Genomic DNA, 24,176 nt, shown 5'->3' with positions numbered 1-24,176 from the left:
GATGAAGGTGCGGCGGCCTGCGCGTTTTGAGGATGTGTTCGCGCTCATGGGCGATGCCGAAGGCACAACGCGTCTTGCCGCCGGCGCCACGGCGTTGCAGCTTGAATGGGCAATCGGCAAGGCTCTGCCCGACATCCTCGTCGATATTTCTGCGCTGCCGGGCATGGGTGCCGTTTCGGTCGCCGACGACAGGCTGCGGATCGGCGCCTGCGTCACGCTCAACAGCCTGATCGCCGACGATCGGATCAGCGGGCGGCTGCCGATGCTTCACACCGCGCTCGGCAATGTCGCCGCGCCGGCGGTGCGCAACCTTGCGACGATCGGCGGCAATGTGGCGGGCCGCACGGGCTGCCTGCTGCCGGCGCTGCTCTGTCTCGATGCCGAGGTGGAGACCGTTGCGTTCACTGGCCGCTCTCGCCAGTCGCTTGCGGACTGGCTGGCGGCCCCTGTGGGGGAACTCATTGCCGCGATCTTGGTGCCGCTCCATGCACCTGAGGTCTGGACCTTCCGCAAGATCGGTCGCCGGGCCACCTTCAGTGCCAGCGTCATCAATGTTGCGGCGGCGCTTGTTGTGTCGGACGCGCGGGTGCGCGAGGCGAGGCTGGCGGTTGGCGGCGGTATCGTGGCACCCGTGCGGCTGCATCGCGCCGAGGCGATGCTTGCGGGGCAGACATTCGACTCGATCGACTGGCCGGAGGTCCATGCGGCGCTGATGGCGGAGATTGATGCACCTGACAACATTTTCCGGTCTGCAACCTATCGGCGACACGTGGCGGCGAATGCGCTGGTGGCGGGGCTGGGCGGTGCATTCTGGAATGCGCAAGGACCCGGCATAAGGCGCACATGTGGCGCTCCCTCTTCTCCCCTTGGGGAGAAGTGCCGAGCGGAGCGAGGCGATGAGGGGTTCCCAGAAGCGCGCTCAGCATCATTGAGAACCCCTCATCCGACCCTTCGGGCCACCTTCTCCCCAGGGGGAGAAGAGGGAGCAAGCAGCGATCTCGCGCCTTCCGTCTCAGACGTTGACCCGACCTCGACCGACGAAGTCACCCTCTCGCATGCCGACCTCCCCGACCGCTGGCATATCCGCCCCGACGTCGCCGCCAAGGTCGAAGGCACATTCACCTACCTCACAGACCTTCGCGAACCGGACATGCTGGTGGGCCGCATCCTGCGCGCCGGCATTCCCCACGCCCGCATCCTCTCGATCGACACCAGCGCCGCCGAGGCGCTGCCTGGTGTCGCGGCCGTTGTCACCCATCGCGATGTCCGCGGCACGAACACGTTCGGCATCGTCGTGCAGGACCAGCCGGGCGTCTGCGCCGACAAGGTGCGCTATGTCGGCGATGCCGTTGCCGCCGTGGCGGCGGTCGATGCCGATACGGCGGAGAGGGCGCTGGCGCTGATCAGGGTCAGCTACGCGCCGCTTCCCGTCATCAATGGGCCGGAACAGGCTCTGGCATCGGGTGCGGCTCTCATCCACGAAGCGGGCAACCTCCAGCGGGACCTGCATTTCGGCCGTGGTGACGTGGATGCCGCCTTCGCGGCAGCGGCTTGTGTCGTCGAGGATGTCTATGTCACGCCGCGCCAGATGCACGGCTTCATGGAGACTGAGGGCGGTATGGCCGTCGTCGAGCCGGATGGCACGCTCACCGTCAAGGCCGCTGGACAGCATGGCCGGCGCGACCGGATGCAGCTCGCCCGTATGCTCGGCATGCCGGAGGAGAAGGTCCGGGTCGTCACCAGCCCGACCGGTGGCGCCTTCGGCGGCAAGGACGAACTGACGGTGCAGCCGGCACTGGCGCTGCTCGCGCTCAAGTCCCGGCGGCCGGTGCGGCTGCATCTCACGCGCGCGGAATCCGTGCTCGCCGGGCAGAAGCGCAATCCGATGACGATCCGCATGAAGACGGCCTGCGATGCCGAAGGGCGGCTGCTGGCGCTCGAGGTCGACGTGCTCGCCGATGCCGGCGCCTATGCCTCCCTCGGGCCGGGCGTGCTGGAGACGGCGATGGAACATGCGGCCGGTCCCTATGTCGTCGTCAATGTGCGAAGCCATGGCAGGCTCGCCTATACCAACAACGGCGTCTGCGGTGCCTTCCGCGGCTTCGGCGCCAACCAGATGACCTTTGCGATCGAATGCCAGATGGACCGGCTGGCGGCACTTCTCGGGATCGGTCCGCACGAAATCCGGGCGCGCAATCTCCGTCAGCCGGGCATGCCGGGCTATCTCGGGCAGGCCGTCGCCGGATCCGAACGCATACACGAGATGCTGCAGGCGTCCAGGAACTCCCTGCTCTGGCAGGAGTATGACGAATCCGACGGCGAATGGCTCATCGGCACCGGCATGGCGCTCAATTACCAGGGCAACGGGCTCGGTTCGGTCGTGCCGGATCCGGCAGGCGGGCGGCTCGCGCTGACCGCCGATGGCATGATCGAAGGGGCTTTTGGTCTCGATGAAATGGGGCAGGGGCTGCTGACCTTGATCAAGACGTCTGTCGCCGATGCGACAGGCTGCGGACGAGACGATGTCCAGCCTGCCGTCGGGGATACGGCACGGGTTCCGGAGTCCGGTTCGACGACGGCGTCCCGGGGCACATCGGTCGTCTGGGCCTCGGCCCGGATGGCGGCGCCAGACTTTATCAGGCAGATGCTTGCCGCGGCCGGCAAGGTGCTCGATCGCGAGCCCGCCGCACTCCGCATGGCACCGGGCGGGATTGCGGAGGTCGGCTCAAACAGCGGCGATATCCTGCTTAGCTACAAGGCACTGGCAGCGTCGCTCAAAGACGATGAAATGCCTGAGACGACTGTTGCATACGAGTTTCCCAAGAATGAGCACAGCGCCGGCAACGCCCGATACCTCTTCGCCTTCGGCGCGACGCTGGCGCGGGTCGCGGTCAGCCGGGTCACGGGCGAGATCCGAGTGCTCGATCTCCACCAGCACACGGCGGCAGGGCCGGTGATGGACGTCGCGGCCTATCTCGGACAGATGGAGGGCGGGGCGGTTCAAGGACTCGGCTTCACCCTGACCGAGGACGTGCCGATGCAGGATGGCCTCTATCTGACCGGCAATCTCGACGACTACATGATGCCTGGTGTCGCGGATGCGCCGGTGCGGATGAAGGTGCTCGCGCTTGAATCACTCGACCCCGGCGACGAACTCGGCCCCCGCGGTGTCGGCGAACTTGGCATTGGCGCCGTCACGCCGGCCATCGCCAATGCGGTGGCCGATGCGACCGGCTGGTGGCCGACGGCGGCGCCCTTCTCGCCGGAGGCGATGATCGAGCGATTGGCGGCCCGGTCATGACCATCCGTTTTGAACTCAATGGCGAGCCGGTCTCGGTCGATGTCGCACCCGAAACGCGGCTGCTCGAACTGCTGCGCGAGCAGTTCGGCCTGATGGCGGCAAAGCCGTCCTGCGGCATCGGTCGCTGCGGCGCCTGCACGGTGCTGGCGGACGGGCGGCCAGTGAATTCCTGCTTGCTCATGGCCTGGCAGCTCGAAGGCCGTAGCATCGTGACGGCGGAAGGCCTCGATGGGATCGAGGCGGCGAAGGTGGTTCGCGCGGCACTGGTCGCCGAGAATGCCTTCCAGTGCGGTTATTGCGCACCGGGCTTCACCATTGCCTTGACCGCCCTGCTGATGGACGATCCCCATCTTGACGAGGCGGGGCTCCGTGCCGGCCTCGCAGGCAATATCTGTCGCTGCACGGGCTATCATTCCATCCTGCGCGGGGCGCTTGCCGCCGCCGCCGAATTGCGCAAGGCGCATGCTACCGGAGTTGAACAATGACCACCTTTCCCGAGGCTGTGACGCCGGCCACGCGCGCCTTTCTCGACGCGCCCGCACGTCGGATGCTGATCGGCGGCAGATGGGTCGCGGCCGCCGGCGGTGCCACCTTCGCCTCGCATGATCCCGCAACGGGCAGCCATCTTGCCGAGATCGCACGGGGGACGACTCAAGATGTCGATGCGGCGGTGGCTGCTGCCCGCAAGGTGCTCTCGGCGCCGGAATGGAAGGGCATGACGCCGTCGGCGCGTGGAAAACTGCTCTGGCGGATCGCCGAGTTGATCGACGCCCATGTCGACGAACTGGCCGAACTGGAAACGCTGGACCAGGGCAAGACGCTCCGGACCGGCCGCTTCGGCGAGATCCCGGCCTCGGCCGAGCAGTTCCGCTATTACGCGGGCTTCGCGACCAAGATCCTCGGCACAACCATCCCGACCTCGATCGCCTACCAGCCGCCGGGCAAGCAGATCTTCGCCTATACGACACGCGAGCCGATCGGCGTCGTCGCGGCGATCACGCCGTGGAACTCGCCGATGCTGATGGCGGCGATGAAGCTCGCGCCGGCGCTCGCGGCCGGTTGCACCCTGGTGCTGAAGCCGGCCGAGGAAACCTCGCTGACGGCGCTCCGGCTCGGCGAACTGATGATCGAGGCCGGCCTTCCGGACGGTGTCCTCAACATCGTCACGGGATTGGGCGAAGAAGTTGGTGCGGCGCTGACGACCCATCCCGATGTCGACAAGGTCGCCTTCACCGGATCGACGGAAGTGGGCAAGCTGATCGTCAGCGCGGCGGCGGGGAATCTCAAGAAGCTGACGCTCGAACTCGGCGGCAAGTCGCCCGCCATCGTCATGCCGGACGCAGACATGGACCTCGTGATTCCCGGCATTGCGCGCGGCATCTTTGCCAATTCGGGACAGGTCTGCGTCGCGGGCTCGCGGGTCTATGCCCATCGTTCGATCCATGGACAACTGGTGGAAGGCCTCGCGACAGCCGCGCGCGGGATGCGTCTCGGCCACGGGCTCGATCCGTCCTCCGATCTGGGCCCGTTGGTCAACGAGAAGCAGGCGAAGCGCGTTGCCGGCTTCATCGACGAGGCGCGGGCCGATGGCGCGGTGATTGAGGCCGGCGGCACGCGTTCCGGCAATGCCGGCACGTTCTTCGACCCGACGGTCGTCACCGGCACGCGCGAGGAGATGCGGCTGATGCGCGAGGAGATCTTCGGGCCTGTCGTGGCGGTCGTGCCCTTCGACGAGCCAGAGGAGGCGATCGCCTTTGCCAATGCCTCGCCCTACGGGCTCGCCGGCAGCGTCTGGACGCGCGACCTCTCGCATGCACACCGGATCGCGAGCCAGGTTCGGTCCGGCACGGTCTGGATCAATTGCCATTCCTATTTCTCGCCGGAGCTGCCGAAGGGCGGCCACCGCCAGTCCGGCTGGGGGTATGAGAACGGCGCCCCGGGGCTCGACAATTATCTCGAAACCAAGACAGTCTGCGCCCTCATCTGATGTTGCAGATGAGGAGTGGCGATCTGGCTACCCTGATGCCTCTCCAACACTATTCCGCAGGATAAGCCGGCTGGGAACGACCAGCCTTTCGGGCGGCTCCACTCTCGCATTGTCAATGCGCTCCACGAGCATTCCCACTGCGGCTCTGCCCATCTCCTCGACCGGCTGCTCGATCGTCGAGAGGGGAGGGTGGCAGTATTCGCATACGGGCGAGCCGTCGAAAGAAATCACGGATAGATCTTCCGGAATACGCCAGCCTGCGGCCTGCACGCCGCTGATGAAGGAAATGGCCATGTCGTCGCTCTCCGCGATGACCGCGGTCGGCTTGGTCGCCAGTCGGACGAAATCCTCGACGGCCCGTTTCCCGGCCTCGAAGCCGTGCTGATAGGAAAGGATGCCACCCGACCGTTTGATCGAGCCCGGCTCGAGTCCGGCTTCGCGGAAGGCATCGACCAGGCCGCTGAATCGCTCGATGTCGTGGTAGTTGTCGGACGGACCCGCAATGTAGAAAAATTGCCGGTGGCCGCGGGCGATCAGCGCCCGCGCCGCGTCCATGACCGCGCTGCGATCGTTGGTCACAACGGATGGAACGGAAGCGTCGGTCATGTCGAGCAAGAGAGATACGATCGGCAGCCCTGCTTCGGCGAGCGAACGGCCGCCCACTTCGGGAAGTTTGGAGGAAAGAATGATCGCACCCCGCACCGTGCCGCCAAAGGCCAGGTTGAGGATGTGCTGTTCGGATGCCTCGTCACGATCCAGATTGGCGATCATGAGATTGTAGCCATTCTGGATCAGTGCCTGGTTGATGCTTTGCAGCACCTGCGGGATGATCTGTGACGCGCCATAGTGTAGCGAGCCGGGCAGGATGATCATGATGATGTTGGACTTGCCGACGCGAAGGTTGCGGGCCATCGCGTTGGGCGTATAGCCGAGCTTTTCGGCAGCGGCGGTGATCTTGGCGCGCGTCTTCGCATTGACGCGCGCGGGATTGGCGAGCGCACGGCTCACCGTGGAGGTTGCCACGCCCGCAAGTTTCGCCACATCCGCCATCAATGGGCCGGAATTTTCCTCCGCGGGCAAGTTTTTGTTTTTTTTCACGCTTTTGTCTTTCACCTGAATGCCTGCGTCGCCGATGCTATGGCAATTGGCAGGTTTTGGCAAACGATTGCCAAAAACCACTTGCACAAAAGAACGGCTTGGCTATTATCTAGCCATGGCAAACGATTGCCATTCGTAATGCATTGTAAATAGTATGGATTTTCGGCGCGGAGGTGCGTTTCCGCAAGCGATCGACCATGCCCTGAGAACTGGACCTGACCATGGCCTCGCGTGACAGCCTCCGTTTTGGTGTCGACCTCGTCACTTTTTTCCATCCGGGCTTCTGGGGCGTCGAGGGTTATGACGGTATCGTCGATCATGCTCGAAACCAGCCACGCGCCTTTTGGGACAGGATTCTCGACAGCGTTCAGGCTTCGGGCGTCACCGGTGTCGAACTCACCTTCTCGCCGTTCAACTGGCAGGATGCGATCAAGACCTATGGCTCGGTGGAGGCCTTTGGTGCCGAACTGGCAAGTCGGGGCCTTGAGCTTGCCAGCGGCTTTTTCGCCGAACTGGAGGCGGCGGGTGATTTCACGGAACCCAGGGCCCAAGCGGCGCTAATCGAGAAGGCCGAGAAATATGCCGGGTTTCTCAAGGCCTGCGGCAGCGACATCATGGTCATCGGCGCGCCGCTGCGCCAGACGCTTGGCGCTCAGCCGGTGCGATTCCATGATTTCGACCATGCACGCAAGATCGCAGATTTCCTCAACCGCCTCGGTGCTGTTCTCTATGCCAAGGGCGTAAGGCTCGCACTCCACACCGAGGCGCATTCGATCTTTGCCTCGGCGCGCGATGTCGATCTCATGATGCTGCTCACAGATCCGGCCTATGTGCATATGTGCCCGGATACCGCCCATATCATCGTTGCCGGCTCCGACCCGATCCAGGTGGTCGAACGCCACCATGAGCGGATGATCATTGCTCACTGGAAGGATGCGCTGGGACCGATGCCGGCGGATACGCCGATCGACGCGCACATTCACGAACGCCATCAACCCTATTTCTGCGGCTTTGGCCTTGGGCGCGTGGATTGGCCGGCCTGGGCACGGCTGCTGCGTGACCGCGGCTACGAGGGCTGGGCCGTTCTCGAGCTCGATGCCGCACCCGATCCGGTCCGGGACATCGCCAATGGGCTGACACTCGTCCGGCAGGCGCTGCTGCCGATCTATCGCTGAATTTCTATAGCCGAACGACCAACGGTCCCGCCAAAGAGGGCCATTTTTGAAGAGGTGGAACAATGCAGAATGCCATGAAACTATTGCTCGCCGGGGCCGCTTTGATCGCGCTGTCTGGGCCAGCGCGTGCCGAAGACAAGCCGATGGCGGAGGTGATGACGTCCTGGACGTCGGGGGGCGAGGCCGCGGCGCTCAATATCATCCGGTCGGAGTTCGAAAAGCGCGGCGGCGAATGGAAGGATTCTTCGATCGCCGGATTCGGCGCCGCCGACGCGGCCTTCCAGAACCGCGTGGTGGCAGGGGATCCGCCTACGGCCAAACAGGTGGTCATCGGCCGTGATCCGGCCGAGTTCATCAAGCAGGGCCTGATGAACCCGATCGACGAGGTCGCGGCGGCGGGGAAATGGGCAGACGTCCTGCCCAAGACGATCTTCGATTTCATTTCCTATGACGGAAAGGTCTTTCTTTCGCCGACCGGTGCGCATGGCGAAAGCTGGATGTTCTACTCCAAGGAAGCTTTCGCAAAGGCGGGCATCACGTCGGAACCGAAAAGCTGGGACGAGTTCTTCGCCGACATGGACAAGTTGAAAGCGGCGGGAATCCTGCCCATCGCCTGGGGTGGCCAGTCATGGCAGGAAACCAAGGTCTTCAACATGATCCTGCTTTCCCAGGCGGGTATCGACGGTTTCCTGAAGATCTATGTCGACAAGGACAACAGCCCTGCCTCGATCGAGGCGATCAAGAAGACGCTGGCCATTCTTGGCAAGATGCGGGCCTATGTCGACGAGGGCGCTCCGGGCCGCAACTGGAACGACGCCACCGCAATGGTCATCACGGCAAAGGCCGGGGTGCAGTTCATGGGTGACTGGGCGAAGGGCGAATTCACCGTGGCCGGCAAGGTGCCGGGCAAGGACTACGGCTGCATGATCGTGCCGGAATCCGAGGGCATGGTCTACGTCGCCGATTCATTCGACTTTCCGAAGACAGGCGATGCCGGCCAGGACAAGGCGCAGAAACTCCTGGCCGAGGTGGTCATGGACCCCGTCGTGCAGGTCGCGTTCAGCATCAAGAAGGGTTCTATCCCGATGCGCACCGACGTCGATCAGTCGCAGCTCGATGTGTGTGCCAAGAAGGGCCTCGAACTGATGAGCACGGGCAAGATCGTTCCCGACCAGGCCATCATCCTGACCCCACAGCAGGCCGGTGCACTGACGGATTATGTCGATGCCTTCTGGAGCAACCCCTCGGCTGATATCGATGAGGAAGCCGCCAAGTTCTCGAGCATCTTCCAGTAAGATGATCCCGGTTGCCGACCATCCGCTTCCGTCTGGACGGGGATGGTCGGTTCGGGACTGGATACACGCCAATGACACGAAAACGAAAGCGTTCGTTTGACGTCACCGCGGCGCTGCTGCCGACCTGGGTCGCAGTCGTGGTGGTGTATATCGGAACGATGCTATGGTCGGTCCGCCTGTCGTTCACCGATTCCACGCTGTTTCCGTCTTCGAACTATGTGGGTTTTGCCCAATATGCCAAGCTGTTCTCGACGCCGAAATGGCTGGCGGCGCTGCAGAATGTCGCCGTCTTCGGCCTGCTCTACGTTCTGGGCTGCCTCGCACTGGGCTTCCTTCTCGCTGCCGCCCTGGATCGGAAAATCCGCTTCGAAAGTCTCTTCAGGACGATCTTTCTCTATCCCTATGCCATGTCCTTCGTGGTGACCGGCCTAATCTGGCAATGGATGATGAACCCGACGCTCGGCATCCAGGCCAGTGTCCGCGCCCTCGGCTGGCAGGGCTTCACGTTCGACTGGGTCGTCAATCCGAAATTGGCGATCTATGCCGTTGTCATCGCCGGGGTGTGGCAGGGCGCCGGTCTCGTCATGGTCATCGTGCTCGCCGGCATGCGCGGGATCGAAACCGAACAATGGCGTGCGGCGCAGATCGACGGTGTTCCCGTCTGGCGCATTTATCTTTCCATCATCCTGCCGCAGCTCGGACCGGCGCTGGCCGCGGCGGGCATGCTGCTCGCCATGGGGGTCATCAAGACCTACGACCTGATCGTCGCCATGACCAATGGAGGTCCTGGCTATTCCACCGAAGTGCCGGCAAAGTTCATCATGGACAGCCTGTTCCAACGCCAGAATCTGGGGCTGGCCACCGCCGGCGCCACCGTTCTGGTCCTGACTGTGATCGCGGTCGTCGTTCCCTTCCGCTATGCACGCCATATGCGGGCGACACGTTCGGAGGGCGCCCAATGAACAGCAGCTTGCGCCCCAACGGGCCGAAACCTTCACGCCTCACGGCCGGCCGCATTGGCCTCTATGCGTTCCTCATCACAGCGGCGCTGTTCTTCCTGCTTCCGCTGTTCGTGATGCTCGTCACGTCGCTGAAGACGATGGACGAAATCCGGCTGGGCCAGATCTTCGCGCTGCCGGGGCAATTCGATCCAGGCGCCTGGAGCACGGCCTGGTCTGGCGCCTGCCAGGGCATCGAATGTGTCGGTGTTCGCAGCGGTTTCTGGAATTCGGTCAAGATCACCGTGCCGGCGGTCGCCATCTCCGTCTTCATCGGGGCGCTGAACGGCTACGCCCTTTCCTTCTGGCGTTCTTCGAGCTCGCAAATTCTGTTCGCGCTGCTGATGGCCGGCGGGCTGATCCCGTATCAGATTTTCCTCTATCCCCTGGTTCGGATCATGGCGAACCTCAATCTCTACAATTCGCTCAGCGGCATCGTCCTGGTGCATGTCATCTTCGGCCTGCCGCTGGTGACCCTGCTCTTCCGGAATTATTTCGCGAACATTCCGGAAGAGCTCTGCCGCGCGGCGCGTGTCGACGGTGCCGGGTTCTGGCGCATCTTCTTCGAGATCATGCTGCCGCTATCGACACCGATGATTGTCGTCGCCTCGCTCTTCCAGTTCACAGGGATCTGGAACGACTTCCTCCTGGGACTCGTCTTTGCCGGGCGTGACAATCTGCCGATGACGGTCCAGCTCAACAATATCGTCAACACCACGATGGGCGAGCGCGCCTACAATGTGAACATGGCCGCGACCATTCTCACGGCATTGGTGCCGCTGGCGATTTACTTCTTCTCCGGGCGCTGGTTCGTCCGCGGCATCGCTGCCGGTGCTGTGAAAGGATAGGCTTCATGGAGACATCGATTTCCATCCGCGATCTGAAGATCGGTTACGGTACGCAGACCGTCATCGATCGCTTGTCTCTTGATATCGGTGCGGGCGAATTCCTGGTGCTTCTCGGGCCGTCAGGGTGCGGAAAGTCGACACTTCTCAATACGATCGCCGGATTCAATGACACGTCCGAGGGCGAAATCTGGATTTCGGGTCGCAACGTGACCTGGGAGGAGCCCAAGGATCGGGGTATCGGCATGGTGTTCCAGTCCTATGCGCTTTACCCGCATATGACGGTACGCAGGAACCTGTCCTTCGGGCTACGGGTTGCCGGCGTGCCGAAGGCTGAAATTGCAAGGCGCATCGAGAAGACAGCGGCCCTGCTGCATCTCGACAACCTGCTCGACAGGCGCCCCGCGCAACTGTCCGGCGGGCAGCGCCAGCGCGTGGCGATCGGTCGCGCGCTGGTCAGGGAGGTCAGTGTTTTCCTCTTCGACGAGCCGCTGTCCAACCTTGACGCTAAGCTCCGCAACGAATTGCGCGTCGAGATCAAGAAGCTGCACCAGCAGCTCGGCAATACCATGATCTATGTGACCCACGATCAGGTGGAAGCCCTGACGCTCGCCGATCGCATCGCGGTAATGCGCGAGGGCAAGATCATGCAGCTCGGCACGCCGAAGGAGATCTATCACAGGCCGGCCAACCGCTATGTCGCGGGGTTCATCGGTTCGCCAGCGATGAACTTCATCGAAGGCGAAGTCGTGCTCGGAGATGGCGCGCCGGTCTTCAAGAGCAAGGATTTACTCATCGACCTCTCGGCCTATTCGTTCGCAACGGCGCCGAAGGCGGGTTCGGCCACGCTCGGCATCCGACCGGAGCATTTCATACCTGAGGGACGGGCGATGAACCTGCCCACTCTCCCGGGCATCGTGTCCGTCGTCGAGCCGATGGGCACCGACACTGTTGTCTGGTTCGAATGGGTCGGCGAGAGCCTTTCCTACCGGGTCATGGGCGACGTGTCGCACGAGCCAGGCGATGCGATCACGCCAGGCCTCGACGTCGCCAAGGCCTCTCTCTTCGACGCCAATGGCGCTCGCCTCTGACACAGTTTCCATAGAATGCGGAATTCATACATGTCTCAGCCTGTTTATGACGCGCTCGTGATCGGGTCCGGCGCCGCCGGATCCTTCGCCGCAAAGGAACTGACCGCCCATGGGCTCTCCGTGCTTCTCCTGGAGGCCGGGCCGGCGGTCGGAGCCAAGGACTTCGATCCTTCGCGCAAGAAGCTGCCTGCCAGCAGCATCAATATCTGGGAGCGGGCACGTGCCACGATCAAGGGCCAGCCGATCCAGGCCCGCGCCGCCTTTTTCACCGAGCGTTTCAGCCACTTCTTCGTCAATGATCGCAAGAACCCCTATACGACTCCCAAGGACGCGCCGTTTCTCTGGATCCGCGGTCGGCAGGCCGGGGGCCGTCTGCACAGCTTCGGCCGCGTGTTGCTCCGCTGGACCGACGAGGACTTCAAGATCAAGACTCTGTCGGGCAAGGGAGTCGACTGGCCGGTGTCCTATGCTGAGCTCGCCCCCTTCTATGACGAGGTGGAATCCTATCTCGGGCTTTACGGCAACGAGGATCATGTCGCGACATTGCCGGACGGCGCCTATGCGAAGCCGGCGAAATTGACACCCGCTGAAGAGACATTCAAACGCGCGGTTGAAAGCCGCTGGCCGGACCGGCATGTCGTGTCCTGGCGCTATGTGGCGCCCGAACTCGAGCGCACGCCGCGGCCGTTGCGCGATGCGCTTGCGACGGGAAACCTCACCATTCGCCACGATGCGGTCGTTCGCCGCGTCATGACGGATCAGCACAGCGGCCGCGCGACCGGCGCGGAATTCGTGGATCGTGTCACGGGTAAGATAGAGACAGCCCAGGCGACGATGGTCGTGTTGTCGGCATCGCCGATCGAGAGCGTCAGGCTGCTCCTGAATTCGGCTTCGGCGCGGCATCCGCAAGGGTTGGGCAACAGCTCGGGGGGTCTCGGGCGCTTTTTCATGGATCAGCTTCCTTGTCTTGCCTTCGGCTCGTTTCCAAAGGCAAAGGGCTGGGTCGTGGACGATTCCGCGCCCGCTGATCCGTTCTACAATCCGTCCGGCGGCATCTTCATTCCACGCTTCGATGCCGGTTCGCCTGCGCGCGGCGACTTCGATTATCAGGGCAGCGTGGGCCGCGCTCCCGCCGGGGAGGACGCTCCCGCACGCCTTGCCTTCTTCGGATTCGGCCGCATGCTGCCCTATGCCGACAACCGCATTACACTCGACCCAAGACGCAAGGACGCGTGGAGAATTCCGGTTCCACATATCCGTTGCGTGATGCATGGCGAAGAGCTTGCGCTCCTGCGGCAGCAGCAGGAGACGATGATCGAAATGGTTCGCGATGTCGGCGGCGAGCTCGAATTCATCGGTTCGCCTCACGGTTTGACTGAGATGGGCCGCGGCGCCTTTCCCGACGCCGATCCATTCAGCCGCTTTATGTTCCGCAAATGGTTCCGCAAGACCATGTGCATGGGCGCCGCGATCCACGAAACCGGCGGCGCGCGAATGGGAACCTCCAGCAGTGAGTCGGTTCTCAATCCATTCAACCAGAGCTGGGACGTGCCCAATCTGATCGTGACCGATGCGAGCGCCTTTCCGGGCAGCGGCATTGCGGGCACGACACTGACCGTGATGGCTCTGACGATCCGCGCTTGCCGCCATCTGGTTCAGCAATATGGGGCAGGGACGATATAGCGTTCGTTTTCCCGCGCGCTCAATGCATCTGAAGAAGGATTTCTGCTTTGCACCCTTGGCCCAATCTTCGCTGACGACCGTAAGGGCGTTCGCGCAGCGCTTCGCCTGTCAGTTCGGTCATAGTGCAGCCGGGGGCGATGAGCCGAGGGATAGTCGGCGTGCTGATCATGGGTATTGCCGAAGACGTCATGAACCTCCTCAACATCCAGGCTTTCTATCAATAAGTGGTGCGCGGTCTGATCCTGCTCATTGCTGGACACTACCAAGCAACCGGATGGCTCTTTCCGGTTTGTACATTGACGAAGCCCTCTGGTGCGAGATGCGAGGGCGCGACGAGCACCCATCGCCAGGGCGCGCAGGTGAGCGTCGCGAATTTGAGGAATTCGGGAAAACCCGGCTTCCAGAGATTGAGGTCGCTCGGCGCATACATCCAGTCCACCTTGGCTGCGGCTCGATAGAAAGCCTGCATGTCCGCGTCGAAGTCCTCTGCTGGTCGTGCCGTCATCAGGCCCGCGATTTCGAAACACATCTCGGCCGACACCTGGTTGCCATGCACCAGCACCCAGCCGCCGTCGATCTCCTGCAGCCGGTTGACCGCGAGCGCCATGGCTTCGTCCGAGGAACCGACCACCCAGACATTGTGGCTGTCATGGGCAACGGAACAGGCCAGAGCCGTGTCCGGGTCGGCGGGGCCGCAGCCGGTCCAGAACATCTTCGCGACGGCTCCGTCGCCCCGGTAGCGGTCGACCAGCGCCCATTTGGTGATCAGGCGTCCCGGATCACGCTGGACGGCGCCGTCGGCGACCGCGAGTGTCTCGGTGTGAAAATCGTCTTCCCAGTGAAATGGTCGAAGTACGGCGGCGGACATTGTGTCCCGGCCGGGTGCGGCAGGAATGACGAAGTCGCCCGCCGACAGCGTACGGCCAACATTCATGGTCTTGCGGGCCCAGTCCGGCCAGTCGATCCTCACCTGAGGGCCGGTATAGGTCGTTGCCTTCGATGCCAGTTTTCCGTCGGCATAGACATGGGCGATCGAGATCGAGGGGACGTCGTCCAGGAGCACGATATCGGCGTAGCGGCCGGGCGTGATCGAGCCGACCCAGCGATCGATGCGCATGTGGCGCGCCGGATTGATGGTCGCGCATTGGATGGCGATCTCCGGTGGCAGGCCGAAATGGATCGCGTGGCGCACATTGTGATCGGAGGCGCCGATCTCCAGCGTTTCGGACGCGCTGCGGTCGTCCGTGGTGAAGGCGACGTTCTGCCAGTCCTTGAGCCCGCGCTCGATCAGGCCGGGAATGATCGCGTCGTAGGAGAAGGGCCGGAGCTCGGTGAAGAGACCGCGCATCAGCCGGTCCCAGGCCTCGTCGAGCGCCCAGACCTCGTGGTCGGAGGCAATGCCGGATGCGGCGAAGGCGGAGATGTCATGCGGGTCGGTCAGGCCGGAGCCATGGCCTTCGACCACGCCGCGCATTTCGATCGTGGCCCGGATCATGCCCCACATCCTGGCATATCCAGGGTTGGACGGATCCCAGACGGAGGGCCAGTCCATGACCTCGTCGAGGCTGGTGACGGAGAGGTCGCCGGCGAGAAAGGCCTTCTGTTCGTCGTAGCCGTAGTAGCCTCCGCTCTCCTCCCATGCGCTTGGCGGCACGGCAGAACCGGGCTGGATGAAGATTTTGAGCGGGGAACCGGCGAGGCGTGCCTTCTGCCAGAATTCCGTGTTCTTCGCGCCATTGACCTTGGCAAATTCGTGGCTGGCCTCGCAGGTCCAGGTGTTGCCGCGCGGGATGACCAGCTCGGCCTCGAATTCGGGCGTCAGATGGGTGGATTCGATATGCTTGTGGACTTCACCGAAGCCGGGAACGGCGGAGAGGTCGCGATAGCGCACGCGTTCCCTTGCCTCGCCGCGATAGGAGCCGATGGGACCGACATAGGCGATGCGGCGGCCTGCGATGACGATTTCCTGATTGTCGAGCCATTCGCGTGCATGGACGGCAAGAAGCCTGCCGACCTCGATGACGCTGTCGGCGGGCCGCTTGCCCAGCGCGACAAGGGTCAGGTTCTGCCGGATCGAGACTTCATCGGCGGCGTTGATGATCAGGTCGTCGGGTATCATGTCAATGCTCGATCACGGGTTTGGTCCGTCGTGCCTGCATGGCGCGGTAGCTGAAGAGCAAGAGCGCGGCAATGGTAACGACGAATGGGATCATGCGGATGAGTTCGGCCGGGATCCAGTTGAACAGGCCGGGCATGACCACGGCCAACGCCTCGAACATGCCGAACAGGACCGCGGCCATGAGCGCGCCGACCGGATGGCGGGCGCCAAGCAGGACGGCGCCCAGCGCGATGAAGCCACGTCCGGCCGTCATGTCGCGGGTGAAGCCGACATAATTGAACATGGCGAGCTGGGCGCCGCCGAGGCCGCAGAGCGCGCCGGATACCACGAGGCTCCAGGTGCGTACGGCCGTGACGGGGATGCCGGCGGCCTCGGGTGCCGCCGGATATTCGCCGACACCGCGCAGCCAGAGACCCCATGGCGTGCGGTAGAGGAAATACCAGATCGCGACGACGAGCAGGACCGCGATCCAGGACAGCACCGAATGGCCGGACAGGAATGAGACAAGGATCGGGCCGATGCCGGGTATTGCGCCGAGGAAGGAGAGGTCGACCGCCGGAACCGCCTTGGATGTCAGGTTGATCGACGTGCCCTTGTCGCCGCCCGTCGCGAGCGCCAGCGCAAAGACGGTGCCGCCGGCGGCCAGGATATTGATGGCGAAGCCGACGAGGATGATATCGGCCTTCAGCCGGAAGGAGAAGAAGGCGATGATGAGGCCGAGCAGCGAGCCGGCCAGAAGTGCTGCCATGACGGCGACATACCAGGGCGCATAGACGGAGACGATTACGGCGGTCAGGCAGGCGATCAGCATCATGCCCTCAAGCGCGACATTGAGCGCTCCCGAGAGGTCCGAGATGAGGCCGCCGAGGGTGGCCAGCAGGAGCGGCGTCGAGGTCCGGATGACCGTGACGAAGAAGGAGGCCGAGAAGATTGCGAAGAAAAGCTCGGTCATGACGCGGAGCCCTTCGTTGCTGCGGTGGCAGGGGTTTCGGCTTTCCCGCGGTTCAGGAACTTCATGAGGGCCTGCCGGCCCGGCAGGGTGAAGCTCGACGAGACGAGCAGGATGATGATGGCGGTGACGATGCCGATGACCTCGGCAGGTACGTCGCTGCGTATGTTCATGAGCTGTGCACCCTGGCGCAGATAGCCGTAGAACAGGGCTACGACGGGCACGGCCAGCGGCCGGTTGCGGGCGACGATCGCGACCAGGATACCCTCGAAAGCAAGTCCGCCCTCGAACAGAACCAGCAACTTGCCATAGCTCTGTCCCTGCACGAACATCGAGCCCAGCAGTCCACCAAGCGCGCCGGCGGCGGTCATGGCCGAGACCATGATGGCGCCGGCGCGGATGCCGGAATATTCGGCGAAGCGCGGATTGTGGCCCACGAGCCTGAGCTTCAGGCCCCAGGAGGTGCGATAGAGCGCGAACCAGACCAGGAAGACGCAGACCAGCGCAAGGATGAGACCGAGGTCGATGCGGGTCCGGTCGATGAGCGCCGGGAATATCGCCGTGGAGGGAAACTGGATCGTGGAGAGCACGCCGGGCTGCGGCTTCGGCAGCGATGTCCGGACGAGAAAGTTGCACAGCTCGATCGCGACATAATTCAGCATCAGCGTCGAGACGATTTCGTTGGCGCCGAGCTTCGCCTTGGCGATGCCAGGCAGGAAGCCGTAGATCGCGCCGGCCAGCATCGCGGCGAGCACGCCGAGCGGCAGCGCCGCCCAAGTCTCGCCCAGCGGCGACAGCACGACATAGGCAGACGCCAGGGCTCCGACATAGACCTGGCCTTGGACGCCAAGCGCAAACTGACGGGCCTGAAACACGAGCGAGAAGGCGAGGCCGGTCACGGTCAGCTTGGCGGCGTCGTCGAGCCAAAGGCCGATCGTCCGTGTCTTGAGCGGGATCTGGGTAAACAGGATCTCGAGCGCTTCGAACGGCGCCTTGGAGGTGAAGAGCACCACGACCAGAACAACGAGCAGGGCGATCGCCAGCGAGCCGGCGGCGCGCAGCACCTCGCTCCTCAGCGCCTTCCATCGTGCAGTTCGATCGATCTTCGGAACGTTTGTCATCGCATGGCCGCCTTCATCACATCAGCGGTTTGAGTGGAAAGGCCGAGCATGTAGGTGCCGAGGGTTTCCGGCGTCAGCTCCGGCGTGTTGACGAAGGCCGCAACGATCTTGCCGCGATAGAGCACGACCAGTCGGTCGCTCAGAGCCAGCAGTTCGGAAAGGTCGGCGGAGCTCAGCAGCACGGCCGCGCCGGCATCGCGCGCTTCGGTGATGGTCTTCCAGATGAACTGGGTCGCCCCGAGATCGACGCCGCGCGTCGGCTGGTTGACCAGCAGCAGGCGCGGTTGTTCGGCCAGTTCGCGGGCGACGACGACCTTCTGCATGTTGCCGCCCGAAAGCGTGCGTACCTCCGCTGCCGGGCCGCCGACCCGGATGGAGAACCGTTCGATGAGTTGCTCCGCATTCTGTCTGATGGCCTTGAGATTGAGCAGGCCCTGGCGGACGAACCTGCTGTCGCTGAGCTTCGTCGCGACGAGATTCTCGGCGACCGATGCGCCGACCGCGAGGCCGCGGGCGATACGGTCTTCGGGGATCGACGACAGGCCGAGATTGCGCCGCTCGAGAACCGAGCGTGGGGAAAAATCGATGCCGTCAACATTGAGGGAGCCACCCTTGGTCGGGCGCAGGCCGGCAATGGCTTCGAGCAGCTCGGCCTGGCCGTTGCCCTCGACGCCGACCAGCCCGACGATCTCCCCGGAATGGACCCGGATGTCGAGATCGTAGCAGACAGGCTTGTCGTTTTCATCGACCACGGTCAGGCCCTGGACATCGAGGGTCAGCGGGCCGTTGGTCGGCTTGCGCTCGACGCGCAGCGTGACTTCGCGCCCGACCATCATCGTGGCCAGGCTCTGTTCGGTGACCTCGTCGACACCGACCGCGCCGACGGTCTTACCGGCCCGCATGACGGTGATGCGCTGCGAGATTTCCAGAACCTCGGGCAGCTTGTGGGCGATGAAGATGACGGTATGGCCCTGTTCCACCAACGCCCGGACGGCGAGGAACAGTTCCGACACTTCCTGCGGCGCGAGCACGGCAGTCGGTTCGTCGAGAATGAGGATCTTGGCGTTGCGATAAAGTGCTTTCAGGATCTCGACACGCTGCTGCTGGCCGACCGGAAGCTGGCCGACAGGCGGCAGCGGATCGACATGGAGCCGGAAGCGCTCCGACAGGGCCCGCACCTCGGCTATGGCCTTTTCGCGGTCGAACCTGACGCCATTGCGCGGTTCGGCGCCGAGAACGACATTCTCGTAGACCGAGAAGGACGGTACCAGCGAGAAATGCTGGAAGACCATGCCGATGCCTGCTTCGATGGCCTCCTTGGGATTGGAAAACCTGACAGGCTTGCCGTCGAGCAGAAGTTCGCCGGCATCGGCCTGTTCGATGCCGAACAGGATCTTCATCAGCGTCGACTTGCCGGCGCCGTTTTCGCCGACGACGGCATGTACCTCGCCTCTTTCGACCGTGAGGTTCACCCCGTCATTGGCGACCACGCCTCCGGGATAGGTCTTGCCGATGCCGATTGCCTCGAGAAGTGCCATACTGTCCGCGCCCATGCTGGAAGAGCGGGCGCCGCCCGATTGGACGGCGCCCGCGAAGGATTACTTCATGTCGGTCGCGACGGTGATTTCGCCCGAGATGATCTTGGCTTCCAGCGCGTCCACTTCGGCGCGGATGTCGGCGGGCACCAGCTTCTCATAATACTTGTTCTTGGAGATGCCGACCGCGCCATCCTTGAGGCCGAGCAGCGCGCGCTCGCCATATTTCGCCGAACCGTCGAGCGTAGCCTTGAGCGCGAGGAAGAGCGACTCGCCGACCTTCTTCTCGACCGACGTGAAGATCACGTTGGCCTGCGCCTCATCGCTGGCCCCGAAGATGGTTGCCTGGTCGCTGTCGACGCCGACGGCGAGCGCCTTGCCGGAATCCTTGACGGCCTGCAGCGCGCCGATACCCGTACCACCCGCGATCGGGAAGATGATATCCGCACCCTGGTTGAGCTGCGCGAGGCCGATTTCCTTGCCCTTTGCCGGGTCGGAGAAGGTGCCGGCGACTGCATTCAGGATCTTGATGTTGGGATTTGCCTGTTTCGCGCCCTGGTCGAAGCCGGTCTTGAAATCGGTGACGGTTGGGAATTCCATGCCAAGAATGGTGCCGAGCGTGCCTGTCTTGGAGATCTTCGCAGCCGCGTAACCCGCGAGGAAGCCCGCGGTCGATGTGCCGTACTGGACGGCCATGACGTTCTTGCAATCGCACTTGGAGAAGTCGGGCGCATCGTCGAAGTCGATGAACTTGACGTCGGGATATTGCGGGGCGAGTTCGGAGATGTAGCCGGTCATGTCGAACGTGCCGGCGATGACGACATCGTAGCCGGAGTCGACGGCGTCGGCGAGGCCAGCCTGCCACTTGGCGCGGTCATAGCCGAGTTCGATGACCTTGACGGTGACAGGCAGTTCGGCCTCGGCCTTCTTCATGCCTTCCGCCGCGCTGTCGAAGAAGCTCTTGTCGCCAAGGGTGCCGTGCAGCACAAGCGCGACCTTCAGCGGATTGTCCTTGGTGTAGTCTGCGGCTGACACCGTGGTGACAGGCAGCGAGGTCATGAGACCGGCGGCCAGCGCCAGGCCGGTGAACGTGCGGCGGGTAAATAGATGCTTCATGGCTGTTCTCCTGTTGTTTTAGTTGTTCGTAATTGCTGGTTTGAAGGCGATCGATGCGGCGTAAAGCGCGGTGAGTTGATCCTTGTCGGCTGCTTCGATCAAGGTGACATCAGGGGCGCCCAGGCGACCCCTAGGATCGATCACAGTCATGCCGCGCGCAATACCCTGATCTAGCACGATCCGAACCGCAGCCTTGGTTGATTTCGTGACGATATCCGGCCGCAGCAGAACCGCTGCCGCGAAGGGGTCGACGAAGCGGAACGCGTCTCCGCCGCCGAAGCCGGCCACCGCCTGCCGCGCATGTTTGGCAAGCGTCTCCGAAAAGGTCTTCAACAAGCTGTCCGGCACCCTGGCGAAAAGCGCATTGACCTCATCGCCCGTCAGGTAATGCTGCAAGCATGGCTCCCATGGTACGACCACCGTTTCGATCCCTGCATCGAATACGATGCTCGCCGCCTCGGGGTCGCAGAATATGTTGAATTCGGCGGTGGCCGTGACGTTGCCGCGGCCATGGATTGTACCCCCCATGATCGTCAATTTCCCGATCCCCGCGATGATGTCGGGCTCCAGCTTGAGGGCCAGCGCCAGATTGGTCAGCGGACCGATCATCAGGATATCGACTTTTTCGGACTTCGATGCGGCCTCCCGGAAGGCATCGCGCAGGAAGCCGACGGCGTCGTGACTTGCGGGGGAAGCCACCTTCTCCGGTCGTGGCGCGCCGCCGAGCCCGTCCTCTCCGTGAACATGCTTGGCGTCGATGAGCGGCTGGATCAATCCGCGGGAAGCGCCGATATGGACCGGAATGTCGGTTCCCGCGATTGCCAGCGTGGCCAGCATGTTGGCCGTCGCCGCCTCCACCCCGACATTGCCGAACACGGTGGTGATCGCGGCGGGCGGCCTGCCGTTGGCGATAAGCAACAGAAGGGCCTGAGCGTCGTCGACGCCGCCGTCCGTATCAAGCACTAAGCGGTTCTGCGACACTCAGGCGACCTTTGTTGCTGCCCGGACCCTGGTCCAGAAATCGTCGTAAACATCGGAATAGGCCGTGCGGATCTCGGCATAGCTTGCCCTGGTGAGCTGCCTGTCACGCACGAGATGTTCGCCCTCGACCCAGACCTGGGTGACGTCCCGACCACTGCCCGAATAGATCAGCAGCGTCTCCGGATCCGGCGTTTCGGAATATCCCGGCCGGTTGAGGTCGATCGCGATGATATCGGCGGTCTTGCCCGGTTCCAGCGAGCCGGTCTCGCGATCGAGGCCCAGGGCTTTCGCGCCGTCGATAGTCGCCATGCGGATGAGGTCGCGGCTGGACAATGGCTGGGCACGGCCCTCGCGATGGGAGGCGACAAGCCCGGCCATCCGCATCTCTGATATCATGTCGTAGGAATTGTTGGCCGCGACATTGTCGGTGCCGAGCGCCACCGTGACGCCGGCCGCGCGAAGCTTCAAGACGGGGCAGATGCCCGCGCGGCCAGACCTGAGGCCGGCTGTCGCGCAATGTGCGACGGACGCAGCGGGCGCGGCGCCGAAGACCGCGATATCCTCATCGCTCAGATCCAGGCAATGCGCTGCATGAACGCGGCCCTGGAAGAAACCATCTCGCGCCAGCGCCTGCGTTGCGGTCAGGCCGTAACGCGCCAGCGTTTCCTCGTTATCCTCGGGGCCGGCCGCCATGTGCAGATGCATGCCGCAGCCATATTTGTTCGCCATGGCGACTTCGGCACGCAACAAGTCTTCGGAATTATCGACATAGGGCGCGTGGGGGCCGAACCATGGCACGACTCGCCCGTTTGCCCGGCGCTTGCGCTCGACGAATTCGGCGGCCCTGGCGAGTTCGATGTCGCCCCGGGCCTTGTCGCCGAGCTGGACGATGCCATAGGCGATGACGGCGCGCAGTCCGCTTGCGGTCGCAGCCTCTGCGATCTCCTCGGCAAAGAAATACTGGTCGCAAAAGGTCGTGGTGCCGGACAAGGCCATTTCCGCGCAGGACAACGCGACGGCGGGGCCGATATCTCCGGCCTCCAGGCTGAGCTCGGGCTCGCGGATGGAATTGTACCATCCTTCCATCGTCAGAAGGCTCTGGCCCTCGGAGCGCCCACGGAAAAGGATCATGGCGGAATGGGTGTGCGCATTCACCAGCCCAGGCATGACGAGGTGGCCGGCAAGGTCGAATGCCTCGTCGAATGCAGCTGGGTCGGGTCGGGTTTCCGATGCCCCGAGTTGGGTAATTCTGCCGTTCTCGAATGCGATCCAGCCGCGCTCGAAAACACTGTTTCTGGCGTCCACGGTCAAAATTACGCAATTGAAAATCAGGACAGACGCCATTTGACCTTTTCTTTGTAAGGCCGTTTACTAGCCTATCTATTGCGATCACCAACCACATTGTCAAACCGAAACGCATCGCCTATGCACAAAATTGTGCCACGAAAGAAGTTGCTCATGAATGCGGCAAACTTGCCCGGACAGCGCTTTTGGCGCCGGGGAATCCAACCTTGACCGGGCGGACGGATTTCGCCCGGGCCAGCTGGCCCGATGTCGACGCAGCCATCCGGCGCGACGCCGTTGCTGTGCTTGCCATTGGCGCCGCCGAGCAGCATGGTGCGCATCTGCCATTGAGCACCGACACGATCCTGGCACACGGCGTGGCGAGCCGCATCGCTGATGCGCTGGGCGCTATTCTCCTGCCGCCGGTCAACTATGGCGACGCGTGGAACAATGAGGCCTTCACAGGGACGATCTCGCTCTCGCCCGACACACTCCGGGCCGTGATCACCGATATCGGCTGCGGCGTGCTCAGGATGGGCGCGAAGACGCTGGTGATAGTCAACGGCCATTTCGGCAACCGGGAGCCGATCGCGCTCGCCGCCCGCCGGCTGAGCGGCGACGGGCTGCCGGTGCTCTATCTGGATTATCCCGGGATGGAGGCCCTGGCGGAGCATGTCTGTGACAGCAAGCCCGCGGCACCGGGCTTTTACCACGCCGATGAGGTGGAGACCTCGATGATGCTGGTTTTCGCGCCCGAGGCTGTCGATATGGACCGCGCGGCGCCGGAATATCCGCTCTTTCCGGAAACCTTCGGCATGGAGCCGATGCAACTGCGGCGGTTCAACGCCAGCGGCGTTTTTGGCGATCCAAGGCCGGCAAGCGCGCAGAAGGGCGAGGCCCTGGTATCAGGGATAGTCGAGGAGAGCGTGCGGCTGATCAGACTGTTCCACGAACGGCGGGCCTAGGACGCCGTTGATTGTTGTTTGGATGTCAGGAGAGATTCGATGATCAAGGTAGAGCAACCGGACGACCCGTGGCAGAGAACGACGACCGCGCACGGCTTTGCCGCCGATGACGTGATCTCCGCGCTGCAGAAAAGCGTCAGGCGTGGGCTGGTCGACAATGTGCTCCTGCTGGGCTGGGAGATGTTCATCACCAGCCCGGAGATGGAAGAGATGATGTGGTCGCGCCTCGTGGTGATGGCCGTCGAGGACATCGGCGCCGGCAATTTCAATGCGCCGGTGCTCATCGAGACGCTTTACCAGCAGCATTTTCGTTACGAACGTCCGCGCGGCGACCGCTTCCTGTTCGCCGCGCATGCGATCCGTGTCCTTGCCGGCAGTGCCAAGGACCGGACGAGCGACGACATGGTGAACTGGGCGATGCGCAGCGTGACCCTCGGCGAGAACCTCCCGGAAATTCCGGATGTCGCCCTGGACATGCACACGCTGAAGGGTCAGCAAATGGGCAGGGACTATCGCTTCTTCATGGAGGAAGCCTCGCGCGTTGCCAACGAGATCCCGAACCGCGAGACCAAGTACCGCGAATGGATCATTAAGGCGCTGGACGACGGAAGGCTCACGTGAACAAGCCCCTTC

The 24,176-nt window shown here is 63.3% G+C and carries 19 protein-coding genes; 11 read left to right on the top strand and 8 right to left on the bottom strand.

All coding sequences use genetic code 11. The features are described from left to right. Position 1: 1 nt before the first annotated feature. Genes AC2YI2_RS02515 through AC2YI2_RS02505 form a run of 3 tightly spaced genes read left to right on the top strand, consistent with a single transcriptional unit; the run spans position 2 to position 5,288 of the window. Entirely contained in the window at positions 2–3,301 is a 3,300-nt protein-coding gene (locus AC2YI2_RS02515) for a molybdopterin cofactor-binding domain-containing protein (protein WP_487384837.1), read from the top strand. Next, positions 3,298–3,786, top strand: a complete 489-nt coding sequence (locus AC2YI2_RS02510; protein ID WP_487384836.1) for a (2Fe-2S)-binding protein — start codon at positions 3,298–3,300, stop codon at positions 3,784–3,786. Before AC2YI2_RS02515 ends, AC2YI2_RS02510 begins: the two co-directional genes overlap by 4 nt. Continuing rightward, positions 3,783–5,288, top strand: a complete 1,506-nt coding sequence (locus AC2YI2_RS02505; RefSeq protein ID WP_487384835.1) for an aldehyde dehydrogenase family protein — start codon at positions 3,783–3,785, stop codon at positions 5,286–5,288. Before AC2YI2_RS02510 ends, AC2YI2_RS02505 begins: the two co-directional genes overlap by 4 nt. A 27-nt stretch (positions 5,289–5,315) precedes the next feature. On the opposite strand, the gene AC2YI2_RS02500 is transcribed toward AC2YI2_RS02505, so the two are convergent. Further along, positions 5,316–6,386, bottom strand: coding sequence for a LacI family DNA-binding transcriptional regulator (locus AC2YI2_RS02500; protein ID WP_487384834.1), 1,071 nt, complete (start codon positions 6,384–6,386; stop codon positions 5,316–5,318). A 221-nt stretch (positions 6,387–6,607) separates the two neighbouring features. Here AC2YI2_RS02500 and AC2YI2_RS02495 point away from each other — a divergent pair, with 221 nt between their 5' ends. From AC2YI2_RS02495 to AC2YI2_RS02470, 6 genes are all read left to right on the top strand, one after another. Then, on the top strand, positions 6,608–7,561 hold the full coding sequence (locus tag AC2YI2_RS02495) for a sugar phosphate isomerase/epimerase family protein (protein WP_487384833.1): 954 nt from the start codon (positions 6,608–6,610) through the stop codon (positions 7,559–7,561). Positions 7,562–7,623: 62 nt separating this feature from the next. Continuing rightward, positions 7,624–8,856: an ABC transporter substrate-binding protein gene (locus tag AC2YI2_RS02490; protein WP_487384832.1), complete on the top strand. Its 1,233-nt coding sequence runs from the start codon at positions 7,624–7,626 to the stop codon at positions 8,854–8,856. A 71-nt stretch (positions 8,857–8,927) separates the two neighbouring features. Beyond that, positions 8,928–9,818: a carbohydrate ABC transporter permease gene (locus tag AC2YI2_RS02485; RefSeq protein ID WP_487384831.1), complete on the top strand. Its 891-nt coding sequence runs from the start codon at positions 8,928–8,930 to the stop codon at positions 9,816–9,818. After that, the gene (locus AC2YI2_RS02480) at positions 9,815–10,702 is read left to right on the top strand and encodes a carbohydrate ABC transporter permease (protein WP_487384830.1); all 888 of its coding nucleotides are present in this window, start codon (positions 9,815–9,817) and stop codon (positions 10,700–10,702) included. Before AC2YI2_RS02485 ends, AC2YI2_RS02480 begins: the two co-directional genes overlap by 4 nt. 5 nt (positions 10,703–10,707) lie before the next feature. Beyond that, positions 10,708–11,790, top strand: coding sequence for an ABC transporter ATP-binding protein (locus AC2YI2_RS02475; protein WP_487384829.1), 1,083 nt, complete (start codon positions 10,708–10,710; stop codon positions 11,788–11,790). Positions 11,791–11,820: 30 nt separating this feature from the next. Beyond that, complete coding sequence (locus tag AC2YI2_RS02470; protein WP_487384828.1) at positions 11,821–13,473, top strand: GMC oxidoreductase; 1,653 nt, start codon at positions 11,821–11,823, stop codon at positions 13,471–13,473. Between the two features lie 259 nt (positions 13,474–13,732). On the opposite strand, the gene AC2YI2_RS02465 is transcribed toward AC2YI2_RS02470, so the two are convergent. From AC2YI2_RS02465 to AC2YI2_RS02435, 7 genes are read right to left on the bottom strand one after another with little or no spacing between them, the layout of a single operon-like run. Beyond that, on the bottom strand, positions 13,733–15,592 hold the full coding sequence (locus AC2YI2_RS02465) for an adenine deaminase (protein ID WP_487384827.1): 1,860 nt from the start codon (positions 15,590–15,592) through the stop codon (positions 13,733–13,735). Position 15,593: 1 nt separating this feature from the next. Continuing rightward, the gene (locus AC2YI2_RS02460) at positions 15,594–16,544 is read right to left on the bottom strand and encodes an ABC transporter permease (protein WP_487384826.1); all 951 of its coding nucleotides are present in this window, start codon (positions 16,542–16,544) and stop codon (positions 15,594–15,596) included. Further along, positions 16,541–17,662 (bottom strand): ABC transporter permease, encoded by a 1,122-nt coding sequence (locus AC2YI2_RS02455; RefSeq protein WP_487384825.1) that lies wholly within the window; start codon positions 17,660–17,662, stop codon positions 16,541–16,543. The genes AC2YI2_RS02460 and AC2YI2_RS02455 overlap by 4 nt, the downstream gene beginning before the upstream one ends. Further along, positions 17,659–19,200 carry an ABC transporter ATP-binding protein gene (locus AC2YI2_RS02450; protein ID WP_487384824.1) on the bottom strand — a complete coding sequence of 514 codons (1,542 nt, stop codon included), beginning with the start codon at positions 19,198–19,200 and terminating at the stop codon, positions 17,659–17,661. Before AC2YI2_RS02450 ends, AC2YI2_RS02455 begins: the two co-directional genes overlap by 4 nt. 60 nt (positions 19,201–19,260) lie before the next feature. Further along, positions 19,261–20,313 carry a BMP family lipoprotein gene (locus AC2YI2_RS02445; protein ID WP_487384823.1) on the bottom strand — a complete coding sequence of 351 codons (1,053 nt, stop codon included), beginning with the start codon at positions 20,311–20,313 and terminating at the stop codon, positions 19,261–19,263. Positions 20,314–20,331: 18 nt separating this feature from the next. Next, positions 20,332–21,276, bottom strand: coding sequence for a nucleoside hydrolase (locus AC2YI2_RS02440; RefSeq protein ID WP_487384822.1), 945 nt, complete (start codon positions 21,274–21,276; stop codon positions 20,332–20,334). A gap of 18 nt (positions 21,277–21,294) precedes the next feature. Further along, a complete protein-coding gene (locus AC2YI2_RS02435; protein WP_487384821.1) occupies positions 21,295–22,638 on the bottom strand; it encodes an amidohydrolase in 1,344 nt (447 codons plus the stop codon). 167 nt (positions 22,639–22,805) lie between these two features. Between AC2YI2_RS02435 and AC2YI2_RS02430 the strand changes: the two genes are divergently transcribed. Together AC2YI2_RS02430 and AC2YI2_RS02425 are read left to right on the top strand one after the other, a co-directional pair. Then, entirely contained in the window at positions 22,806–23,543 is a 738-nt protein-coding gene (locus AC2YI2_RS02430; RefSeq protein WP_487384820.1) for a creatininase family protein, read from the top strand. Between the two features lie 39 nt (positions 23,544–23,582). Next, a complete protein-coding gene (locus AC2YI2_RS02425; RefSeq protein WP_487384819.1) occupies positions 23,583–24,164 on the top strand; it encodes an AAA family ATPase in 582 nt (193 codons plus the stop codon). The last annotated feature ends 12 nt before the right edge of the window (positions 24,165–24,176 follow it).

It is taken from the genome of Rhizobium sp. SRI_017 (assembly GCF_057586295.1).
This window is presented reverse-complemented; position numbering and strand designations above follow the sequence as displayed.

What these genes read in the sequence shown, in the direction of transcription:
- AC2YI2_RS02465 (WP_487384827.1), bottom strand. Translation starts at nt 15,592, where the DNA reads ATGATACCCGACGACCTGATCATCAACGCCGCCGATGAAGTCTCGATC.
- AC2YI2_RS02480 (WP_487384830.1), top strand. Translation starts at nt 9,815, where the DNA reads ATGAACAGCAGCTTGCGCCCCAACGGGCCGAAACCTTCACGCCTCACG.
- AC2YI2_RS02475 (WP_487384829.1), top strand. Translation starts at nt 10,708, where the DNA reads ATGGAGACATCGATTTCCATCCGCGATCTGAAGATCGGTTACGGTACG.
- AC2YI2_RS02435 (WP_487384821.1), bottom strand. Translation starts at nt 22,638, where the DNA reads ATGGCGTCTGTCCTGATTTTCAATTGCGTAATTTTGACCGTGGACGCC.
- AC2YI2_RS02470 (WP_487384828.1), top strand. Translation starts at nt 11,821, where the DNA reads ATGTCTCAGCCTGTTTATGACGCGCTCGTGATCGGGTCCGGCGCCGCC.
- AC2YI2_RS02425 (WP_487384819.1), top strand. Translation starts at nt 23,583, where the DNA reads ATGATCAAGGTAGAGCAACCGGACGACCCGTGGCAGAGAACGACGACC.
- AC2YI2_RS02445 (WP_487384823.1), bottom strand. Translation starts at nt 20,313, where the DNA reads ATGAAGCATCTATTTACCCGCCGCACGTTCACCGGCCTGGCGCTGGCC.
- AC2YI2_RS02510 (WP_487384836.1), top strand. Translation starts at nt 3,298, where the DNA reads ATGACCATCCGTTTTGAACTCAATGGCGAGCCGGTCTCGGTCGATGTC.
- AC2YI2_RS02505 (WP_487384835.1), top strand. Translation starts at nt 3,783, where the DNA reads ATGACCACCTTTCCCGAGGCTGTGACGCCGGCCACGCGCGCCTTTCTC.
- AC2YI2_RS02485 (WP_487384831.1), top strand. Translation starts at nt 8,928, where the DNA reads ATGACACGAAAACGAAAGCGTTCGTTTGACGTCACCGCGGCGCTGCTG.
- AC2YI2_RS02515 (WP_487384837.1), top strand. Translation starts at nt 2, where the DNA reads ATGAAGGTGCGGCGGCCTGCGCGTTTTGAGGATGTGTTCGCGCTCATG.
- AC2YI2_RS02490 (WP_487384832.1), top strand. Translation starts at nt 7,624, where the DNA reads ATGCAGAATGCCATGAAACTATTGCTCGCCGGGGCCGCTTTGATCGCG.
- AC2YI2_RS02450 (WP_487384824.1), bottom strand. Translation starts at nt 19,200, where the DNA reads ATGGCACTTCTCGAGGCAATCGGCATCGGCAAGACCTATCCCGGAGGC.
- AC2YI2_RS02495 (WP_487384833.1), top strand. Translation starts at nt 6,608, where the DNA reads ATGGCCTCGCGTGACAGCCTCCGTTTTGGTGTCGACCTCGTCACTTTT.
- AC2YI2_RS02455 (WP_487384825.1), bottom strand. Translation starts at nt 17,662, where the DNA reads ATGACAAACGTTCCGAAGATCGATCGAACTGCACGATGGAAGGCGCTG.
- AC2YI2_RS02460 (WP_487384826.1), bottom strand. Translation starts at nt 16,544, where the DNA reads ATGACCGAGCTTTTCTTCGCAATCTTCTCGGCCTCCTTCTTCGTCACG.